20 protein-coding genes and 1 pseudogene are annotated in these 19,285 nt (G+C 47.0%); 16 read left to right on the forward strand and 5 right to left on the reverse strand.

Annotated features, from left to right (window positions below; translation table 11 throughout):
• Positions 1-51: 51 nt before the first annotated feature.
• The 4 genes from JSQ80_RS10315 to JSQ80_RS10330 all read left to right on the forward strand — a co-directional run bounded on the left by JSQ80_RS10315 (position 52) and on the right by JSQ80_RS10330 (position 3,878).
• Entirely contained in the window at positions 52-747 is a 696-nt protein-coding gene (locus JSQ80_RS10315; protein WP_206095250.1) for a response regulator transcription factor, read from the forward strand.
• Positions 737-1,909, forward strand: a complete 1,173-nt coding sequence (locus JSQ80_RS10320) for a sensor histidine kinase (protein WP_206095251.1) — start codon at positions 737-739, stop codon at positions 1,907-1,909. Before JSQ80_RS10315 ends, JSQ80_RS10320 begins: the two co-directional genes overlap by 11 nt.
• Before the next feature lie 87 nt (positions 1,910-1,996).
• Positions 1,997-2,704: a 23S rRNA pseudouridine(2604) synthase RluF gene (gene rluF / locus JSQ80_RS10325; RefSeq protein WP_206095252.1), complete on the forward strand. Its 708-nt coding sequence runs from the start codon at positions 1,997-1,999 to the stop codon at positions 2,702-2,704.
• A gap of 85 nt (positions 2,705-2,789) precedes the next feature.
• Positions 2,790-3,878 (forward strand): DNA alkylation repair protein, encoded by a 1,089-nt coding sequence (locus JSQ80_RS10330; protein WP_206095253.1) that lies wholly within the window; start codon positions 2,790-2,792, stop codon positions 3,876-3,878.
• A 92-nt stretch (positions 3,879-3,970) separates the two neighbouring features.
• Here JSQ80_RS10330 and rlmN read toward each other — a convergent pair whose 3' ends face one another.
• Positions 3,971-5,029: a dual-specificity RNA methyltransferase RlmN gene (gene rlmN / locus JSQ80_RS10335; protein WP_206095254.1), complete on the reverse strand. Its 1,059-nt coding sequence runs from the start codon at positions 5,027-5,029 to the stop codon at positions 3,971-3,973.
• Between the two features lie 328 nt (positions 5,030-5,357).
• Here rlmN and JSQ80_RS10340 point away from each other — a divergent pair, with 328 nt between their 5' ends.
• Entirely contained in the window at positions 5,358-6,302 is a 945-nt protein-coding gene (locus JSQ80_RS10340; protein WP_206095255.1) for an alpha/beta hydrolase, read from the forward strand.
• Positions 6,303-6,381: 79 nt separating this feature from the next.
• Here the strand turns inward: JSQ80_RS10340 and JSQ80_RS10345 are convergent, their stop codons facing one another.
• A complete protein-coding gene (locus tag JSQ80_RS10345) occupies positions 6,382-7,437 on the reverse strand; it encodes an NAD(P)/FAD-dependent oxidoreductase (RefSeq protein ID WP_206095256.1) in 1,056 nt (351 codons plus the stop codon).
• A 208-nt stretch (positions 7,438-7,645) separates the two neighbouring features.
• On the opposite strand from JSQ80_RS10345, the gene JSQ80_RS10350 reads away from it, so the two are divergent.
• The 3 genes from JSQ80_RS10350 (at position 7,646) to JSQ80_RS10360 (ending at position 10,658) form a co-directional block, all read left to right on the forward strand.
• Positions 7,646-8,569, forward strand: a complete 924-nt coding sequence (locus JSQ80_RS10350) for an iron-hydroxamate ABC transporter substrate-binding protein (RefSeq protein WP_206095257.1) — start codon at positions 7,646-7,648, stop codon at positions 8,567-8,569.
• A 74-nt stretch (positions 8,570-8,643) separates the two neighbouring features.
• Positions 8,644-9,654, forward strand: coding sequence for a FecCD family ABC transporter permease (locus tag JSQ80_RS10355; protein ID WP_206095258.1), 1,011 nt, complete (start codon positions 8,644-8,646; stop codon positions 9,652-9,654).
• Positions 9,651-10,658, forward strand: coding sequence for a FecCD family ABC transporter permease (locus tag JSQ80_RS10360; RefSeq protein WP_206095259.1), 1,008 nt, complete (start codon positions 9,651-9,653; stop codon positions 10,656-10,658). The genes JSQ80_RS10355 and JSQ80_RS10360 overlap by 4 nt, the downstream gene beginning before the upstream one ends.
• Before the next feature lie 76 nt (positions 10,659-10,734).
• Here JSQ80_RS10360 and JSQ80_RS10365 read toward each other — a convergent pair.
• A pseudogene (locus tag JSQ80_RS10365) lies at positions 10,735-11,310 on the reverse strand (Bax inhibitor-1/YccA family protein); the annotation flags it as partial.
• A 10-nt stretch (positions 11,311-11,320) separates the two neighbouring features.
• Entirely contained in the window at positions 11,321-11,728 is a 408-nt protein-coding gene (locus JSQ80_RS10370) for a winged helix-turn-helix transcriptional regulator (protein WP_336245842.1), read from the reverse strand.
• A gap of 142 nt (positions 11,729-11,870) precedes the next feature.
• On the opposite strand from JSQ80_RS10370, the gene JSQ80_RS10375 reads away from it, so the two are divergent.
• A complete protein-coding gene (locus tag JSQ80_RS10375) occupies positions 11,871-13,103 on the forward strand; it encodes an MFS transporter (protein WP_206095261.1) in 1,233 nt (410 codons plus the stop codon).
• A gap of 36 nt (positions 13,104-13,139) precedes the next feature.
• Complete coding sequence (locus tag JSQ80_RS10380; protein WP_206097546.1) at positions 13,140-13,982, forward strand: aldo/keto reductase; 843 nt, start codon at positions 13,140-13,142, stop codon at positions 13,980-13,982.
• Between the two features lie 106 nt (positions 13,983-14,088).
• Here the strand turns inward: JSQ80_RS10380 and JSQ80_RS10385 are convergent, their stop codons facing one another.
• Positions 14,089-14,901 (reverse strand): helix-turn-helix domain-containing protein, encoded by an 813-nt coding sequence (locus tag JSQ80_RS10385; RefSeq protein ID WP_206095262.1) that lies wholly within the window; start codon positions 14,899-14,901, stop codon positions 14,089-14,091.
• Positions 14,902-15,101: 200 nt separating this feature from the next.
• Here JSQ80_RS10385 and JSQ80_RS10390 point away from each other — a divergent pair, with 200 nt between their 5' ends.
• Genes JSQ80_RS10390 through JSQ80_RS10415 form a run of 6 tightly spaced genes read left to right on the forward strand, consistent with a single transcriptional unit; the run spans position 15,102 to position 19,272 of the window.
• The gene (locus JSQ80_RS10390) at positions 15,102-15,956 is read left to right on the forward strand and encodes a transporter substrate-binding domain-containing protein (RefSeq protein WP_176392892.1); all 855 of its coding nucleotides are present in this window, start codon (positions 15,102-15,104) and stop codon (positions 15,954-15,956) included.
• 48 nt (positions 15,957-16,004) lie between these two features.
• Positions 16,005-16,757 carry an amino acid ABC transporter permease gene (locus JSQ80_RS10395; protein WP_206095263.1) on the forward strand — a complete coding sequence of 251 codons (753 nt, stop codon included), beginning with the start codon at positions 16,005-16,007 and terminating at the stop codon, positions 16,755-16,757.
• Positions 16,720-17,472 carry an amino acid ABC transporter ATP-binding protein gene (locus tag JSQ80_RS10400; protein ID WP_206095264.1) on the forward strand — a complete coding sequence of 251 codons (753 nt, stop codon included), beginning with the start codon at positions 16,720-16,722 and terminating at the stop codon, positions 17,470-17,472. The genes JSQ80_RS10395 and JSQ80_RS10400 overlap by 38 nt, the downstream gene beginning before the upstream one ends.
• A gap of 23 nt (positions 17,473-17,495) precedes the next feature.
• On the forward strand, positions 17,496-18,269 hold the full coding sequence (locus JSQ80_RS10405; RefSeq protein WP_206095265.1) for a dioxygenase family protein: 774 nt from the start codon (positions 17,496-17,498) through the stop codon (positions 18,267-18,269).
• 51 nt (positions 18,270-18,320) lie between these two features.
• Positions 18,321-18,656, forward strand: a complete 336-nt coding sequence (locus JSQ80_RS10410; RefSeq protein WP_206095266.1) for a hypothetical protein — start codon at positions 18,321-18,323, stop codon at positions 18,654-18,656.
• Between the two features lie 31 nt (positions 18,657-18,687).
• Positions 18,688-19,272: an SUKH-3 domain-containing protein gene (locus JSQ80_RS10415; protein WP_206095267.1), complete on the forward strand. Its 585-nt coding sequence runs from the start codon at positions 18,688-18,690 to the stop codon at positions 19,270-19,272.
• The last annotated feature ends 13 nt before the right edge of the window (positions 19,273-19,285 follow it).

Below are 19,285 nucleotides of genomic sequence, written 5' to 3' on the forward strand. Positions count from 1 at the left end.
GAAAGCATGGCTGCTTGGTCATGTTTATGGCACACAAGGAGTGAAAACGCAATGAAGCTATTATTAGTCGAGGACGAATCTATACTCTCGAACATCATAACCAAAGGACTTAAAAAATGCGGCTATGCGGTGGACAGGGCGATGGACGGCGAAGAAGCCATCGAGCTGCATGAAATCAATCAGTATGATTTAATTGTTCTGGATTTAAATTTGCCTAAATTAGACGGCTTGGAGGTTCTTAAAAAAATTCGGGACGAGAACAAAGAAATCAATATATTGATTCTATCGGCCCGCTCCGAAATTGAGGATCGCATTACCGGACTGGATTCCGGCGCAAACGATTACCTAATTAAACCCTTTGACTTTAAAGAGCTGGAAGCGAGAATCCGCAATTTGCTGCGGCGCTCCTTCGTACAGCAGGATTCCATTCTGACTTGCGGCCCTATAAGCATCGATACGGCCCAAAAGTGTGTGCATGCCAATGAGCGGCTTGTTGAGTTGACCAAAAAGGAATACTCCCTGCTCCAATATCTCATGCTGAACAAGAACAGCGTAATCAGCGCCGAGCAGTTGATTGAACATACATGGGACAGCGATACGGACTTATTTTCCAACTCGCTCAAATTTCATATTTATTCCTTGAAGAAAAAGCTTGTCGAAGCGTCAGGGGAGAAGGATGTAATTAGAAATATAAGAGGACAGGGATACTTTATATCAGATACTGCGGGGGAGCACGATGTTGAATAAACTATCTTTGCGTATGCGGTTGACGCTGCTTACAGGGTGTATTGTCATTCTTACCGCCGTATGTTTAACCCTGATTTCCATCCATAATGCGGAAAGCAAATTTGTGCGGCCCAACGTTCTACAAGCAGTCACCGCAACCATGGTTCCACTGAATTCCAGCATAACGCCAGACCATGAAGCCTGGACTCGACCAGCTGCGAATGAGGAAGCACCGAGTAATATATCAGTCCAAATAAAAGCTATCGAGGCCAATGAGCAGTTTGTCGATGCCAGTGTCATTTATATGATGATCATCATTATCCTGGGGATGGCTGCAACCTATGTCATATCGGGCAGAGCTCTAAAGCCGGTCAATCAACTCAGCAAAACCATTAAAAACATCAATGAGCATAATTTATCCCATCGCATTGACCATATTCAGACAAGGGATGAAATCGGCAGCCTGGCTGATTCCTTCAATACGATGCTGAACAAACTGGACGAGTCATTCGCCAGACAGAAAAGATTCGCCGCCAATGCGGCCCACGAGCTAAAAACACCGCTTACAACAATAAAAGCCGGAATTCAAGTGCTGAAATTGGACGAATCCCCCTCTATCGATGACTATAGAGAAAATGTGGACATTACGGAAATAAGCACGCAGCGGCTGATCGATGTCGTCGATGACTTATTGAAGCTCACTTCGGAAAAAAAGGAGAAGTTTGCGGATACGATTGCCCTATCCGACACGCTCCAACATATCGCACAGGAATTAGAGCCGATGACCCGGCAAAAAAATATCCAAATACAAGTAGGCGAATGCAGTCATGCTATAATTGGCAATCAGACGCTTGTATATAGGGCCTTGTTCAATCTGCTAGAAAATGCGGTGAAATACAATAAGCACGGCGGCAAAGTTCAAATAGCCGTTTCACTGCGCGGATATACTACGAACATCCACATTGCCGATACGGGCATAGGGATTCCGAACGAAGAGCTCCCGCATATATTTGAACCTTTTTATCGTATTGATAAATCACGCTCCCGCGACATCGGCGGTTCCGGATTAGGGCTGTCCATCGTGAAAACAATTATTGAAAAACACAATGGCACTATTGCCGTACAAAGCGAGCAAGGCGTCGGCACGACATTTGATGTGTCATTTCCAAGTCAACACAAGTAAACCACCCTGTACATTGATTTCATATATAAAAACTTGGTACATTAATATCGTCCAGACATAAATATTACAATCAAAGGTGTGTATAGGGTGCGAATAAATAAATACATTAGCGAGTCCGGCATAACGTCCAGACGAGAGGCCGATAAATGGGTAGCAGCCCGAAGAGTGACAATCAACGGAATCATAGCCGAGTTAGGGAGCCAAGTAGAACCAGGGGACGATGTGCGCGTCGACAATAAACCCATTATGGCCGAACAAAAACATGTCTATATTGCGCTCAATAAGCCAGTAGGCATTACCAGCACAACGGAACGCCATGTGAAGGGGAACATTGTGGATTTCGTCAATCATCCGCTGCGGATTTTTCATATAGGAAGACTGGATAAAGACTCGGAAGGCTTAATCCTGCTGACGAACGACGGCGACATCGTGAACGAAATTTTGCGCGCGGAAAACAAGCATGAAAAAGAATACATCGTAACCGTCGACAAGAAGCTCACTCCTTGGTTCTTGGATTCCATGGCTGCAGGTGTGGAAATTTTGGGCACGAAGACTCTTCCTTGCAAAATTACGAAGATGACCAATTTTGTTTTTAAAATCACGCTCACCCAAGGACTGAATCGCCAAATTCGCCGCATGTGCTCCGCCCTTGGCTATGAGGTGCGCCGTCTGCAGCGAATCCGGATTATGAACATTCACTTGCAAGGTCTGCCCGTGGGCCACTGGCGTGACCTGACCCCAGAGGAACAGAATCAATTATTCAAGGATCTCAACTATAAACCAAAGCAACCCTAGTACAATTCGGATATATGTGGAAAACCAACCGGGAACATGCTGTATATTGGTGTATGATGGATGAAAAAAGGAGCCAAACAAACTCATGGCTGAAGCACTCAAAGAGATGTACAACCTGTCTTTTTTCCAGCATTTCTGCGCGATTGTCAATCAAGCACATCCTGAATTCGATGACCGGCTGTTTCTGAACTTGATTTTCGATCAAGAGTGGGAAAATAGAGAATTAAAACAAAGAATTCGCCACATTGCACATGCGTTGTCTGCAACTCTGCCTCCATCTTATCCAGATGCGATTCAGATATTAGCCCAAATAACTTCGCAATGCAGAGGATTTGAATATTTATTTTTTCCTGATTTTGTAGAGGAATATGGCCTTGCCCATTGGGACGTATCCATCTCTGCTCTAAAGCAGTTCACTGCATCGTCCAGTTCGGAATTTGCGGTTCGTCCTTTTATTCAACATGATCCAATAAAGATGATGTCCATCATGGAGGAATGGGCCCGAGACGAAGATCATCATGTGCGCAGATTAGCCAGCGAAGGCTGCCGCCCCAGACTTCCTTGGGCCGCGCCTCTGAACATGTTCAAAGATAATCCTGCCCCTATATTGCCTATATTGACTCTGTTGAAAGAGGACGAAAGCGAATATGTCCGCAAAAGCGTCGCCAATAACTTAAACGACATTTCCAAAGATCACCCCGGCTTGGTGAAAAAGATAGGCTTGGAATGGAAAGGAAAGCATCCCCATACGGACTGGATTATTAAACACGGCTGCAGAACCCTATTAAGAAAAGCGGATCCTGAAGTGCTGCGTTTATTTGGATTCCATACCGAGCCGGACGTTCAAATCAAGAATCTGTTATTGTCGTGTGATCAGTTGTCCATTGGCGACACGCTTGCGTTTGATTTTGTATTGGTGAATCCGTCGCCGGATACCCATAAGCTCCGTATCGAATATGGAATTTACTTCGTCAAAGCCAACGGCTCAACTTCCAGAAAACTGTTTAAGATTACGGAGAACAGTTATAACAACGGTGAAGTTGTTTTCCATCGGACGCATTCCTTTAAAGACCTTTCAACGAGAACTCATTATGAGGGGCAGCATCGCATATGTATTGCAATCAATGGGCGGGAGATGGCCGAAGCTTATTTTCAATTGAATGGAAGCAATTGACAAACAATGAGTTCAGCTTTATTAGAGCAAAAGAAGCATCAAGGATTTGAAAGATCCTCTGATGCTTCTTCCGAGCGTAACCATGCCGTTCACTAGGATACCCGGATCTGTTTGCTTCTTAACTGGCCGCAGGCGGCATCGATATCCGTGCCATGTTCAAGGCGGACACTGCTATTGATGCCATGCTGCTTCAATATGTCATAGAATTCCCGCACCGATTGCTGCTCGCTTCGCTGATATTGACTATGTTCATCCACCGGGTTATAAGGAATTAAATTAACGCTTGCGAGATCCCGCATATCCCGAATCAGATCAACAAGCTCAAGGGCGTGTTCCTTGCGGTCATTCACATCCTTAAGCAGTATATATTCCAGCGTCACTCTGCGTTTCGTCTTATCCAAATAGTATTGAATGGCCTGCATTAACTTCTCGATTGGAATGGCGCGGTTTATTTTCATGATTCGCGTGCGGAGCTCGTTATTGGGCGCATGCAAGGAAATCGCCAGATTGACCTGCAGATTCATATCCGTAAATTCATAGATCTTATCCGCAAGGCCGCTCGTCGATACCGTAATGCGTCTTGGACCAATGGCCAATCCTTTGTGATCTTTGATCACATTGAGAAAGTCCACCAGGTTATTGAAGTTGTCGAACGGCTCTCCAATGCCCATCACCACAACATGGCTCACTTTTTCGTCTTGCTTCGCTTCATCCAGATGCAATTGGACCTGCATGATCTGCTCCACGATTTCGCCGCTGGACAAATCCCGGCTCTTCGCCAACAGCCCGCTTGCGCAGAAGCTGCACCCGATATTGCAGCCTACTTGCGTGGTGACACATACGGATAAACCATATTTATGCCTCATCAACACCGTTTCAATCAGGTTGCCGTCCTGCAGCTTGAACAGGAACTTAATCGTTCCATCCGCCGATTCTTGCTTCACATGCTCGCTCATCGTCCTGATGGCAAAATGTTCGGCCAATAATTCGATGCAATCTTGATTCACATCGCTCATTTCTGGGAAATTCGTTACCCGCTTTCTATAAAGCCAGTCCCAGACTTGCGCTGCCCGAAACTTTTTATGCCCATATTGAGCCAACCATGCCGTCAGTTGCTCCAATGTTAATCCATATATGGATTGCTTGTTCATTCCGGTATCCTCATTTCACAAACTTTATCACTCTGCCCTATTATACTAAAGCTGGCGCAGCACACAATCTGTTTATTATTGTCCTCATTATTAAATCTATACAAGGGGGAGGAAACAGTTATCTTTCTTCGCCTCATTGGGGTATGCATCTGGATGCGGTGAGTCCCGGGAACTGGCCACGCTGCAAAAAAATACGGTATACTTAGCATAGAAAGGACAGGCTTTGTCCAATGGTGGAATCTATGATCTTCATAACGAGAGGGAAACAGAATGGCATATTCTTTCCTGAACAGCCGCAGAAGCATCAACAAGAAGGGGGAGGATATTATTGAAAAAAAGGTTGTTGATTGTGTCCGTTACCATTCTAGCACTGCTATTGATTATCATCACGTCTGCTAGTTTTTATTTCTACCATGTCGCCATTGCTCGCGCCGAAAAGAGCTTCTTGAAAGGCAATCCCGATCTGGCGGTTAACGCGAGCGCCGCGAATCCATTCGATGACAAGGAGTGGTGGGGGAAACAAGCCTTTACGGAATGGAGCTTGACGTCCGAGGACGGGCTTAAGCTTCACGCCTACTATCTGGCAGCGGCTCAACAGACGGATAGAACCGTAATTCTCGCTCACGGATATTCCGGACACGCCGAACAGATGGGGCATTTGGCTCAAATGTACAGGGACGTGCTGGGCTATAACGTGCTTGTCCCAGATGCCCGCGGACATGGGAAGAGCGAAGGGAATTATATCGGATTCGGTTGGCCGGAACGGAAGGATTACGTCAAATGGATCGGAAAAGTCATCGAACATACAGGCGACCAAGCGCAAATCGTCCTTCATGGCGTGTCCATGGGAGGAGCGACGGTCATGATGACTAGCGGCGAGGATCTGCCCTCTAACGTCAAAGCGATCGTGGAGGATTGCGGGTATACATCGGTTACAGACGAGCTGACTTACCAACTGCAACGAATGTATCATCTCCCGTCTTTTCCGATCGTTCAATCGACCAGCCTGTTGACCAAAATTCGGGCGGGGTACTCTTTCGGAGAAGCTTCGGCCTTGGAGCAAATAAAAAAATCGAAAACGCCGATGCTGTTTATTCACGGCGGCGCAGACTTGTTCGTGCCGACCGAAATGGTTTACGAATTGTACGAGAACGGTCCCGCGCAGAAAAAAATGTTTATCGTGCCCGGCGCAGGACACGGCATGGCCAGACAAACCGATCCGAAAGGGTATGACCGCGAGGTAGCCCAATTTATCGGAATGTATGTAAAGTAAATAAGCAATTCGCCAACAAGCCAAGACGCTCCACAAGCCCTGCACAGGGACATGGGAGCGTCTCGCTGTCGTCTTGCCATCACTTTATCATTTGTTTCACGAGTTGGCGGTTGCGCTCTTTGAACAAATCATTATGGGAGGACACCATTCCGTAGCTATTGGCATCGGGCTGGATGAATTGCTTCGCCTTGTTCACCGCGTTGGCCGCATCCTGGAAGGCCCCTGCGATCAAGTGCAGCTTCCCGTCATGATGCAAAATATCGCCCGCCGCATACAGCCCGGGAATGGACGATTCGCTGCTCGCATTCCCTGCCACGTAAAAGTCATCCACCTGCTCGATCTTCAATTCGCTGTTCCCGATTAGGCTCGAATCCCGTTCATAGCCATGGTTAATAATCACTTCGTCAATCGTCAAGGTTGTTACCTCGCCAGTTGCCTGATTCGTCAGCTCAACCCGTTCAATGACCTCGTGATTGTCGGAGGCTATCAGCTTCGTAATGGATGAATTGAAGTGGCACACGATGGAGCTGTTCATCAGCTGCGTGATTGTCGCTTCATGACCGGATAGGGACTCCTTGTCCTTGCGATAGGTCAAATACACCTGCTTCGCAATCGGCTCCAGCTCATTCGCCCAATCAATGGCCGAATTGCCCCCGCCGGAAATCACAACCGTCTTATCCTTGAATTGCTGCAGAGACTTCACCGTATAATTCAAGTTGGACACTTCAAAGCGTTCCGCGCCCTCGATGTCCAATTTCTGCGGATTTAATATTCCGCCACCCACCGCGACAATGACTGTCTTTGAATAATGCTTTCGCCCCGAAGCCGCGTGCAGCACAAATATCCCTTCCTCGTTCCGCGCGATCGACTCCACCTTTTCATTCAACACGACTTCCGGATCAAATGTTAACCCCTGTGCGGTAATCTGTTCTATTAATTGGGCTCCGGGTACGGGGGTCAAGCCGCCCACGTCCCAGATCATTTTCTCAGGATAGACATGAACTTTACCGCCCAGACGAGGCTGGTACTCAATCAGCTTCGTTTTCATTTCCCGTAGTCCACTATAGAAAGCGGAGAACAGCCCTGCCGGACCTCCACCAATGATCGTGACATCAAATAGTTGTTCTTGATCCAATCGTGTTCACTCCTTGGATTTATATTGTTAATGATTATCATTATCAATATAAGCGTTTTCCTCTTTTTTTACAACAATAAACTATTGACACGAGAAAAAGAGATCTTTATTATATGTAAAGAAATCGAGGATGATAATCATTATCACTTGATTTAACACTAAAAAACAATGTGTGACACACACCATTCAGTAAAAGGAGCATACCCACATGAAAAAGCTATTTATTCCTTTCATGCTCATTTTCGTGCTTATGATTAGCGCATGCAGCAGCGGGCCAGCAGATAACAAGGACAACTCCGCTGCCAAGGACAGCACATCAGGCACGATCACATATCAGTCCGAAAATGGCCCTGTTGAAGTGCCTGCCGATCCGCAGCGCGTTGTCGTGCTGTCTTCCTTTGCAGGCAACGTCATGGCGCTGAACGTCAATCTTGTCGGCGTAGACTCATGGTCGAAGATGAACCCGCGTTTCCAAGATAAATTAAAAGATGTGACCGAAGTATCGGATGAGAACTTGGAAAAAATCATAGAGCTCCAGCCTGACCTAATCATCGGTTTGTCCACCATCAAGAACGTGGATAAATTGAAGCAACTTGCGCCTACGGTAACGTTCACCTACGGAAAAGTAGACTACCTGACGCAGCACTTGGAAATCGGGAAGCTGCTGAACAAGGAAAAAGAAGCGCAAGCGTGGATCGATGATTTCAAAAAACGCGCTGGGCAGGCCGGAAAAGATATTAAAGCCAAAATCGGCGAAAACACAACCGTGTCCGTCATCGAGAACTTTGACAAGCAGATTTATGTGTTCGGCGATAACTGGGGCCGCGGCACCGAAATTTTGTACCAGGAAATGAAGCTGAAGATGCCTGAGAAAGTGAAAGAAATGGCGCTGAAAGATGGCTACTACGCTCTATCGCTGGAAGTTCTTCCACAGTTCGCCGGTGACTATTTGATTTTCAGCAAAAACAAAGATACGGATAATTCTTTCCAGAAGACCGATACGTACACGAATATTCCTGCGGTGAAAAACAACCGCGTGTTCGAAGTCAATGCGAAAGAGTTCTACTTTAACGACCCGGTCACGCTGGATTTCCAATTGGACTTCTTTATCAAAAGCTTTCTGGGCCAGTAACGTTAATGGGAGGAGGAATTCTTAAATTTAAGAATTCCTTTTCCTGTATTCTATAACGGAAAAGAAGAGGGAATATGAGGAAAGAGAAGCGACGTTTCATCCCATTTGTATATAAACTGATGGCAGGCATTGTTGTATTTATGGCTGCGTTTGTTGTTGCCATGGTATTTGGGGCTGCTGACACCACAGTGAGAGAAGTATGGCTGGCACTGACTTCCCGAGCCGCCAATGACAACATTTCCCTGATTCGTGAAATTCGCCTTCCGCGCGAAATCGGCGCTATTATGGTTGGCGCTGGACTGTCCGTATCCGGCGCAATCATGCAAGGAATGACGAGAAACCCCCTTGCCGATCCCGGTTTGCTTGGTTTGACTGCCGGGGCTAATGCAGCGCTCGCCCTGACGATTGCGTTGATTCCATCAGCGAACTACTTCCATATTACGATCGCTTGCTTTATCGGAGCGGCTGTCGGAGCCACCATGGTATTCGGCATCGGAGCCATGAAAAAGGGCGGCTTATCCCCGCTTCGCGTTGTATTGGCCGGCGCTGCGGTTTCGGCATTCCTGTACGCCATCGCGGAAGGAATCGGGCTCTATTTTAAGATTTCGAAAGATGTGTCCATGTGGACGGCAGGCGGAGTCATCGGCACTTCATGGAGCCAGCTTCAGGTCATTGCGCCTTTCATCATCACCGGTATCGTGATTGCTCTTGTGCTTGCGAGACAGCTTACCATTCTGAGCTTGAACGAAGAGGTTGCCGTTGGATTGGGCCAGCAGACCATTGTAGTGAAAACGATCCTGTTCATTGTCATTATTCTGCTCGCCGGCGCTTCTGTCGCGCTGGTTGGAAATATGGCATTCATCGGCTTGATGGTGCCTCATATCGTGCGTGCCATGGTCGGGACGGATTATCGCTTTATTTTGCCGATGTCTGCGCTTGCAGGGGCTGCTTTTATGCTGCTGGCCGACACCCTGGGCCGAATGATCAATGCTCCATATGAAACGCCTGTGGCAGCCATTGTGGCAATGATGGGCTTGCCTTTCTTCCTGTTCATCGTTCATAAAGGAGGCAAAGCATTCTCATGATTCCATCTGCCTTATTGAAAAAACAACGGCTCATCGTGGGTGCTTTGCTCATGCTTATTGCACTGACCGTCGTGATCGGCATGGGATTGGGGTATTCCTCCCTGTCGTATGATCGGCTGCTTCCAACCCTGTTCGGGCAAGGAACGTTCAAAGAAGAATTTGTTCTGTTCTCCGTTCGGCTGCCGCGAATCATCATCACGCTGTTGGCTGGGATGGCACTCGCCCTATCTGGCGCTATCTTGCAGGGCATCACGCGCAATGACTTGGCTGAACCCGGAATACTGGGCGTCAATTCCGGGGCAGGCGTGGCGATTGCTGTTTTCTTCTTGTTTTTCCCGATAGACGCAGGCTCATTTGCATATATGCTGCCTCTTGTAGCGTTTGCGGGCGCGCTGCTTACGATTTGTCTGATTTACGTGTTCTCGTACAACAGAACGGTTGGCCTGCAGCCTGTCCGGCTGGTGCTCACCGGGGTGGGATTCTCCATGGCGCTGTCCGGGACCATGATTGTTCTCATTTCATCGGCTGAGCGTTCGAAAGTAGATTTTATCGCCAAGTGGCTGGCGGGCAATATATGGGGGACGGACTGGCCATTTATATGGGCCATCCTGCCGTGGCTGGCCGTGCTGATTCCTTTCACCATGTACAAGGCGCATCGCATGAATCTGCTTGCGCTCAGCGAGCATGTGGTTATCGGCGTTGGCGTTGCGGTTGAAAAGGAGCGGATTATTCTCCTGTTAACTGCTGTTGCGCTGGCGGCTTCCGCCGTTTCCGTCACGGGAGGAATCGCATTCGTCGGTCTGATGGCTCCGCATATTGCCAAAGCGCTGGTCGGACCCAGACACCAATTATTTATCCCGATCGCGATTCTGATTGGCGGATGGTTGTTACTGTTCGCAGATACGATCGGACGCAATGTGCTGGACCCTGACGGAATTCCGGCGGGCATTGTAGTCGCGTTAATAGGCGCCCCATACTTCGTCTATTTGTTGCTGAAAAAGTAGCGGAAGTGCTAACGGAATGTGCATGGCAAATAGACCATCTCCTTCAGGGGATGGTCTATTATTACGATTCCATGGCTTAGTCTCGGCTCCACAGCTTGGAAAGAAGACGGATAATCTCGACATACAGCCATACTAGAGTGACCATAAGGCCGAACGCTCCATACCATTCCATATATTTAGGAGCTCCCTGCCGAGCGCCCTTCTCGATAAAATCAAAATCAAGAACGAAATTAAGCGCGGCGATAATGACAATCACAACTGAAATACCGATACCTATCAAGCTGTTATCGTGCAGATAAGGAACAGTTACCCCGAAGAACCCCAGAACAAAGCTTAGAAGGTAAACAAGGGCAATACCAGCCGTAGCGGCAAATACGCCGAGCTTGAAGTTCTCCGTTGCCTTGATCATTCCGCTTTTATAAGCGACGAGCATACCGATGAATACACACATCGTCAGCAGGGCCGCTGTCGGCTTGAAGCTGATGATTAATGCCAGAATGAATCCGACAATCGCACCGCCATAGGCGTAAGATACCACGCTGTACCCGTTATAGTACATGGTCCACGAGACAACAGCGGCTGCTACGAGCAAGGCTAGCGTCATAAACGCTTTGTTGACCGTGCCGCCAATCGTCATGGGTTCCTGTGCGGATCGGTTTTAATTAGTCAAGCGCATACCGCTCCTCGCCAACTGTTTGTATATCATTTGCCTTGTTATTCAAGACGTTATCTTCCAATACGGAGAATTTGTCGCCATATTCTTTAATAATATGCTTTTCCCCCCAAGCGCATAGGGAATCCAATATCGATTTCAAGCTCCACCCGTATTCGCTAAGCTCATACTCCACTTTCGGAGGCACTTGATTATAGACAATTCGATTCACGATGCCGTCCTGCTCCAATTCTCTTAGCTGCTGCGTTAACATTTTTTGCGTAATTCCGGGCATAAGGCGTTTTAATTCACTTGTTCTTTTCTTCCCGTAAGTCAAATGACACAGGATGACACACTTCCACTTCCCGCCAATGACTTCCAGGGTTGCTTCCACTGAAATATTATATTTCTTTTTAATCACGGCCTTTTTCCCTCCACATGAGTCTATAGGAACTTTTAGGTACCTATATCACTTTAAAGTACGTACTATTCAATTTCATCCTAATGATTGATAATAGCATTTACCGGCCGGACATTACAATATTTCAGGAGTGGAACGAATGACATTGGAAAATAAGCGGAGCACTTTGGCGCTGCTGGCGTTGGCAATTAGTGCCTTTGCGATTGGCACAACCGAGTTTATCAGCGTGGGACTGCTCCCTCTCATTGCTGAAGACTTGAATATATCTGTCACAACATCCGGTTTAACCGTTACTTTATATGCGTTAGGGGTAACCTTCGGGGCTCCCGTTCTAACGTCCTTGACGTCTAACATCTCACGTAAATCGTTGCTGCTGTGGATTATGGCAGTTTTTATTGCAGGCAATATGCTGGCCGCCGCTGCCAGTGGAATTGCCGTGCTGTTGGCGGCGCGCGTCATCTCCGCGTTGTCACATGGCGTATTCATGTCGATTGGCTCTACCATTGCGGCCGATCTCGTGCCTGAGAACCGTAGAGCCAGCGCTATCGCGATTATGTTCTCCGGACTTACTGTCGCGACCGTTACCGGGGTTCCCTTGGGAACCTTAATTGGACAACAATTCGGTTGGCGAGCAGCCTTTCTCGTGATCGTTGCGGTCGGCATTCTGGCTTTCATAGCCAACATGACCTTAGTTTCTTCCCATTTACGAAAAGGAACGAAAACGCCGCTGCGCGATCAACTTAAACTGGTCACGAACGGACGATTGCTGCTTGCATTTGCCATCACTGCCTTGGGATACGGCGGGACGTTTGTCGTCTTTACCTATTTATCCCCGTTGCTTCACGATATAACCGGATTCGAGGCAAAAACGGCAGCAATCATTCTGCTTATATATGGAGTTGCCATTGCCATCGGCAATGTTATCGGAGGCAAAGCCGCTAACCGAAAACCTGTTACTGCCTTGTTCTATATGTTTTTTATACAGTCCATCGTGCTCTTCCTGTTAACGTTCACCGCGCCCTTTAAAACAGCCGGGTTAATAACCATCTTTCTTATGGGGCTGTTCGCATTTATGAATGTGCCTGGCTTGCAAGTATATGTCGTCATGCTGGCCGAACGTTTCGCGCCGCAAGCGAAAGATGTGGCGTCTGCTGTCAATATTGCCGCGTTCAACGCAGGAATTGCGATCGGGGCCTACTTGGGCGGTGTCGTTACGGATACGATCGGGCTGATTCATACCACATGGGTAGGAGCATTAATGGTAATGGGAGCCGTATTGCTGACAGGCTGGGCACGTACCCTGGAAAGGAAAGATGCGTCCGCCCGAACCAGCGGAACAAATACAGTGATTCCTGGCTCGCAGTGCGCTTAACCTCATTCAACAAACCATTCAGGAGGCTATTATATGATGTCTAAAAATCTGCAAGATACAGTAACGTTACACAACGGCATGAACATGCCTTGGCTCGGGCTCGGCGTGTTCAAAGTGGAAGAAGGGCCAGAACTGGTACAGGCTGTGAAATCAGCCATTGCACATGGTTATCGCAGTATTGATACCGCAGCTATTTATGAGAATGAGTCAAGTGTCGGTCAGGGGATTCGCGAGGCCATGCTGGAGACTAAAATCTTCAGAGAGGACCTCTTCGTCACATCTAAAGTGTGGAATGCCGATTTGGGATACGAATCGACACTGGCCGCCTATGAAGCAAGTTTAGAAAAATTGGCCTTGGAATACCTTGATTTATACCTGATTCATTGGCCTGTACAAGGCAAATATAAAGAGGCGTGGAGAGCTTTGGAGACCCTATATCAAGAAGGACGGGTCAAGGCCATTGGGGTAAGCAATTTCCAAATCCACCATCTTGAAGACCTGATGAAGGACGCTGTCATTAAACCTATGATCAACCAAGTGGAATTCCATCCGCGTTTAACCCAAAAAGAATTGCTCCGATTCAGCAAGGAGCAGGGCATTCAGTTGGAAGCCTGGTCGCCATTAATGCAAGGCGGGCTGTTGGATAATCCGATGCTGAAGGAGATCGCGGCCAAATATGGAAAGTCCGTTGCGCAAGTCATCCTGCGTTGGGATTTGCAGCATGGCGTTATCACCATACCGAAATCTACGAAGAAACATCGCATTATCGAAAACGCGGCCCTGTTCGATTTTGAGCTAACCCAAGAAGATATGGACCAGATTGACGAGTTGAATCAGAATCTTCGAGTCGGTCCCGATCCGGACAACTTTGATTTTTAATAAGATGACGAAAAGACGCCAACTCTTTGAGGAAAGGAGTGGCGTCTTCTTTTTGTTTTTTCCATTCGGGTTCATTGATACCAATCATCAAGCTCATTACAGAGAATCATCTTGCAAGATGCTCCATATATTTCTTGGGCGTGAAGGAAGTGAACTTTTTAAATTCTTTAATGAAATGATTCTGATCATAATAGCCCAGCTCCATCATTTCCTCAACAATTCCATCATAGTTCTCTTGCATCAATGCAGCCAATACATGCTGAAACCGCACAATGCGGCTGAACAACTTGGGAGGCATGCCGACATATTCATTAAACAGCTTTGAAATGTAACGTGAAGAGTAGCCAATATCTTGCGATAGGTCGGTCATGCTTCGCGCTCCATGACTTGAAATGATTTGGCCCGTTATATATTTCACCCAGTCTGGTGTCTCAATCTCGGGCCGGGAGAACTGTTGATAGAACCTTTCAAACACGTTGATTCTGCCATATAAACTATCTTCAGCAGCGATTTGCTCTAACAGCAGCGCGGAGTTGGGGATTACATCGCTTAAAGGGATTTCCTGTTCAGTGAACTCACAAGCCGGATACTTGAGAAAACGCCTTCCATAACCCGGAAAAAAGCGGACTGCAAAAATATCACACTCCCCATGACGAAACACGCCCTGCCTTTCAGTAATAATAGAACCGCAAATATTAGCCGAAGGATTGTCTTTATTGCAACAAATGATGACATCGATGCAGCCATCAGGAAAAATCATCATGGTATCTTTATTCGTCGCGCCTAAATAAAAAGAATAATATTGTGCTCCAACCGGGTGCTGAACCGAAGCTGAACTCATTTCAGTGTAATTCATCAGCTTGGTTTCGAATGAAGGTTGATGAGGAAAGTAGCCGGTGCTGTTGGAGAATTCAATCATAACCGTTTCACCGTCCCAACACAAGATTATACCCATTAAATATATAGGATTAATATATCTTAAATTCATAACGATTTAGATGTCAATGCAGAATCAAGATCTGTTCCGATTTTTACTATATTTCAATGGCGAATTCACTTATGATTTACTCTAATAAGCATATAGGATTACTTGGTTTTAAGGAGGGAAGGATGCTGAACATGAATAGAAAAAAATCCATATGGATATTGACGCTGATCACTGTGCTGGCTTCGACGCTCCTGTTAGCCGGCTGCGGCAAAGAATCAGACGGCACATCAGCTCCAGCTTCCGACAAACAGAAGGTGCAAAAGCTGCTGGTGGGCACAAGCGGGGGACCGAAGCCTTATGTTTATTTGAACAACAACAATAACCTCGATGGTTACGACATTGCCGTCTTGAAGGAAATTGACAAGTTGCTTCCGCAATATGAGATTGAGTTTGAAGCGACTGAATTTTCGAGTATTTTTGCCGGAATCGATTCGGGCCGCTATCAAATCGGAGCCAACAATATTACGAAAAAGCCCGAACGCGAAGAGAAGTATTTGTTCGGCAATGAGTATTACTACTTCAATAAGACCGTTGTTGTCGTGAAAAAGGGCAGGACGGATATTCAATCGATAGGGGACTTGGCCGGTAAAACAATACCTGTCAGCCCTGGAGGCGGATTTGAGCAACTGTTCGTCGAGCAATTTAACAAAGAGCATCCTGATAATAAGATTCATGTGACGTACACGGATCAGGATCGAGTTAAGACTTATCAGGACATCGCAGCCGGTACCGTTGATTTCACTTTCGCTGAGAGGGTGATGCTCAAGGACATAGAACAGGATTATGGCATTCCGTTGGATACGGTAGAGCTGTCTAAGGAAGACATCCTAAAGGTCCAAGATCCGAAGGCGTATTTTATATTCAGCAAAACCGGTGACGGACCTGCCATTCGTGACGCGTTTGACGGCGCCCTCCGCACATTGCTTGCAAACGGTAGACTGAAAGAGATTTCGAATCAATATTTAGAGGCTGACTATACGAGATAGTCACGTTTCGTTTTTCGGACCAAAATTTCAACATGGAAGAGATGTGCGATGCCGAAATTATTCGATCTTGAACTGGTGTTCAGTCAAATTCCGCAGATCCTGACATATTTGCCGGTTACATTGGGAATTGCGTTCGCATCCATGATCCTCAGCTTGCTGATTGGACTGGCGACAGCGCTTATCAAGATTAAGCAAATTCCCGTGCTCCGCACAATATCAGCGTTCTATGTCTCTTTTATGAGAGGAACGCCAATCATTGTGCAGCTGTACTTAACATTCTATGCCGTGCCAATGGTGATGCAGTATATCAATTATTACTATGGGACGAATTACAATACGAACAATGTGCCTCCCATTTTGTTCGTGCTTCTGACATTTGCATTAAACGAAGGGGCTTATAACTCAGAGAGCATTCGTGCCGCAATTCAGTCCGTTGACAAAGGCGGTATTGAAGCCGGGTATTCCATGGGAATGACAACAATGCAAGTACTGCGCCGCATCATTCTTCCTGAAGCGATCATTGTAGCGCTCCCGACACTAGGCAATTCCCTCATCGGCTTAATTAAGGGAACGTCCCTCGCATTTGTATGCTCGGTTGTGGAAATGACGGCTGCGGGCAAGCTGTTGGCCTCGCGGAACTTCAGATTCTTTGAGATGTACGTATCGCTGTCGATCATATATTGGATCGTTACTATTTTATTGGAGCGGCTGATAGGCTATTGGGAGAAGCGGTTAAAGGTGAATGAAAGGAGCTTGCCCGCAGATGATTCAAATCAAAGGCTTGCACAAGAAATTCGGTAAGCACCATGTGTTAAATGGCGTGAGTCTCACGGTAGAAGATGGTCAAGTCATTGCCATTATCGGCCCGTCCGGTTCAGGAAAGTCTACGCTGCTGCGCTGCATCAACTTTCTGGAGACGCCACAGTCAGGAACGATCTCACTTGATGATGTCATCGTGGACGTGTCCACAGCGACCAAGCGGGATATGCTTCATCTGCGCCGCAATACCGCGATGGTCTTCCAGCAATTCAATCTGCTTAAATACAAAACAGCCGTCGAGAATGTCATGGAGGGTCTCGTCACCGTACAAGGGGTTAGAGAGAACGATGCGCGAGACATTGCTTGCACTTATTTGGACAGAGTAGGCCTTGGCGATCGAAAAAATTATTATCCTCGCGAGCTTTCCGGAGGCCAGCAGCAGCGTGTAGGAATTGCCCGCGCACTTGCGCTCCATCCGCAAGTCATCCTATTCGATGAGCCGACTTCTGCCCTCGATCCGGAAATGGCAGGAGAGGTTCTGGCAGTTATCCGTTCGGCTGCCAAGGAAGGACGCACGATGATTATCGTATCCCATGAAATGAGCTTTGTGCAGGAAATCGCCGACAAAGTTATATTTTTCGAACAGGGTGCTATAGTAGAGGAAGGGACGCCTAAAGAGATATTCAGGGAGGCGAAACACGAGCGAACCAAACAATTTCTCTCTCGTGTCCATCTGCCAGTTGATTATGCTATTTAATAATATAGGGAGAAGGTGTTACCATGTCTGAAGCGCCAGTATTATTTCTTGCCCACGGCTCGCCATTGATTGCCATACAGGAGAATGAGTACACACGTTTTTTAACGCAAATCGTGAACGATCTGCCCGCCAAGCCTACTGCCTTCGTCGTGTTCACGGCACACTGGGAGGTAGAGGCAAGCACCCGTATTACGTATACAGACGACGTGTACGAGACGGTTCATGACTTCGGCCCATGGTGGATGGATGAGCTGTTTGCCGTGCAATATCCGGCTAAAGGGAACAAGGAACTCGCTGCAAAAATAAACAATCTTCTCAGACAGCAAGGTATAGACAGTCAATTCGATACGGAAAGAGGCTTGGATCACGGAACGTGGTCATTACTCAAACAGTTCGATCCGGATGCTTCCATTCCCGTCGTTCAGCTCTCGGTCAACCCGAACCTGCATCCCAGAGATCAATATTTGATTGGTCAGGCCATAAGGGAATTGCAATATGAAGGCGTGATGATTATCGGGAGCGGAGTCACTGTTCATAATTTGAGTCTGCATAGCGACGTAACGGAAGCGTGGGCATTGGAGTTCGATGATTGGTTAATCGACAAAATTGAAAGCAAAGACTTTGAGGCTTTGTTCAATTATGCGGAAGAGGCTCCTCATGCCGCCCTTGCCGTCCCCACCCCAGAACATTTCGTTCCTATATTAATCGCATTAGGCAGTGCGGCTCCCGACAGGAAGTCCAAGGTGATTTATAGAGATTATAGCGGACTTCTCAGTTATCTATGTTATCAATTTTAGGTTTGCTTTTTGCATACGCAGTCATCAATTCAATCCATGGAGGTGTTGGAAATGGCGAATTGGTCACGAGCATTGCCATTTTCCCCCGAGTCCGCGGCACTCATTCCCGAGGACATCGGCCTGTTTGTATTTTTGAGCGAGCAGCTTGAGAATCGAATGTACAAAGTGATATATGTAGAACAAACATCGAACCTGCGGGCGCGGTTTCTCGATTATGTGAACGGGGAAGAGCCATATTTGCTTGAGCATGCAGTCAACTATCGCTACGTGGTCGAACCGAAGCAGGACGTCCGCGATGCCGAAGAGAAATTGGTGCTTACAGAAGGCAGTCCGATATTGAATCTGATCAAGAACGGTACAGTATCTGCCGATATACTACTCAAATGAGCTAAGTTATCTAAAGGCAGGGAATGATCGGATGAAACAAGGAGAAAAGGAATTCAGCAAACAAGAACAGATGGTATTGTTATTGAAAAAGGCAGGTTGGCATGAGGGCAGGCAGGTTGATATTTCGCGCTTTGAGCTTCGCTGCAGGGAAGAAGGCGTGGAGTTATTCGACAGTGCGAAACATTTTCTTCAAGAATTCTCGGGCATAGACGATATGGTCTTTTTCAAATACCATCATGACGTGCCCGAGAGCCGGTTTGCTGATTCATGGCATGAGTACACATTCAATTTTCTTCCCAACGCGCTTGAAGAAATTTCACGTCCCGAGGATTATCGCGAAATTTTGGCTTTTGCTCGGGAGGACTGCTTCTGTCTGGGAGAATCAGGATACTACTATCCGGCCGTTGCAGCCATTGGGCGCTCCGGGAAGCTGTATTTGAAACATGATTATGAGAACGATGTCCGAGTGTTTGACACCCTAATCCAAAGCATGGAGCATGAGTTGTCTCATCTTGACATCGTAATCTCTTCTTTGCATGAAAAAAACGAGGTTGTGCTTCCAACGTTATGGGGAAATAAAATATTTCCCGTCAAACGGCAAAATCCTTTTTCGTAATGGGATGCAGCTG

The sequence above is a fragment of the Paenibacillus apiarius genome, assembly GCF_017052585.1.
Classification (GTDB): domain Bacteria; phylum Bacillota; class Bacilli; order Paenibacillales; family Paenibacillaceae; genus Paenibacillus_B; species Paenibacillus_B apiarius.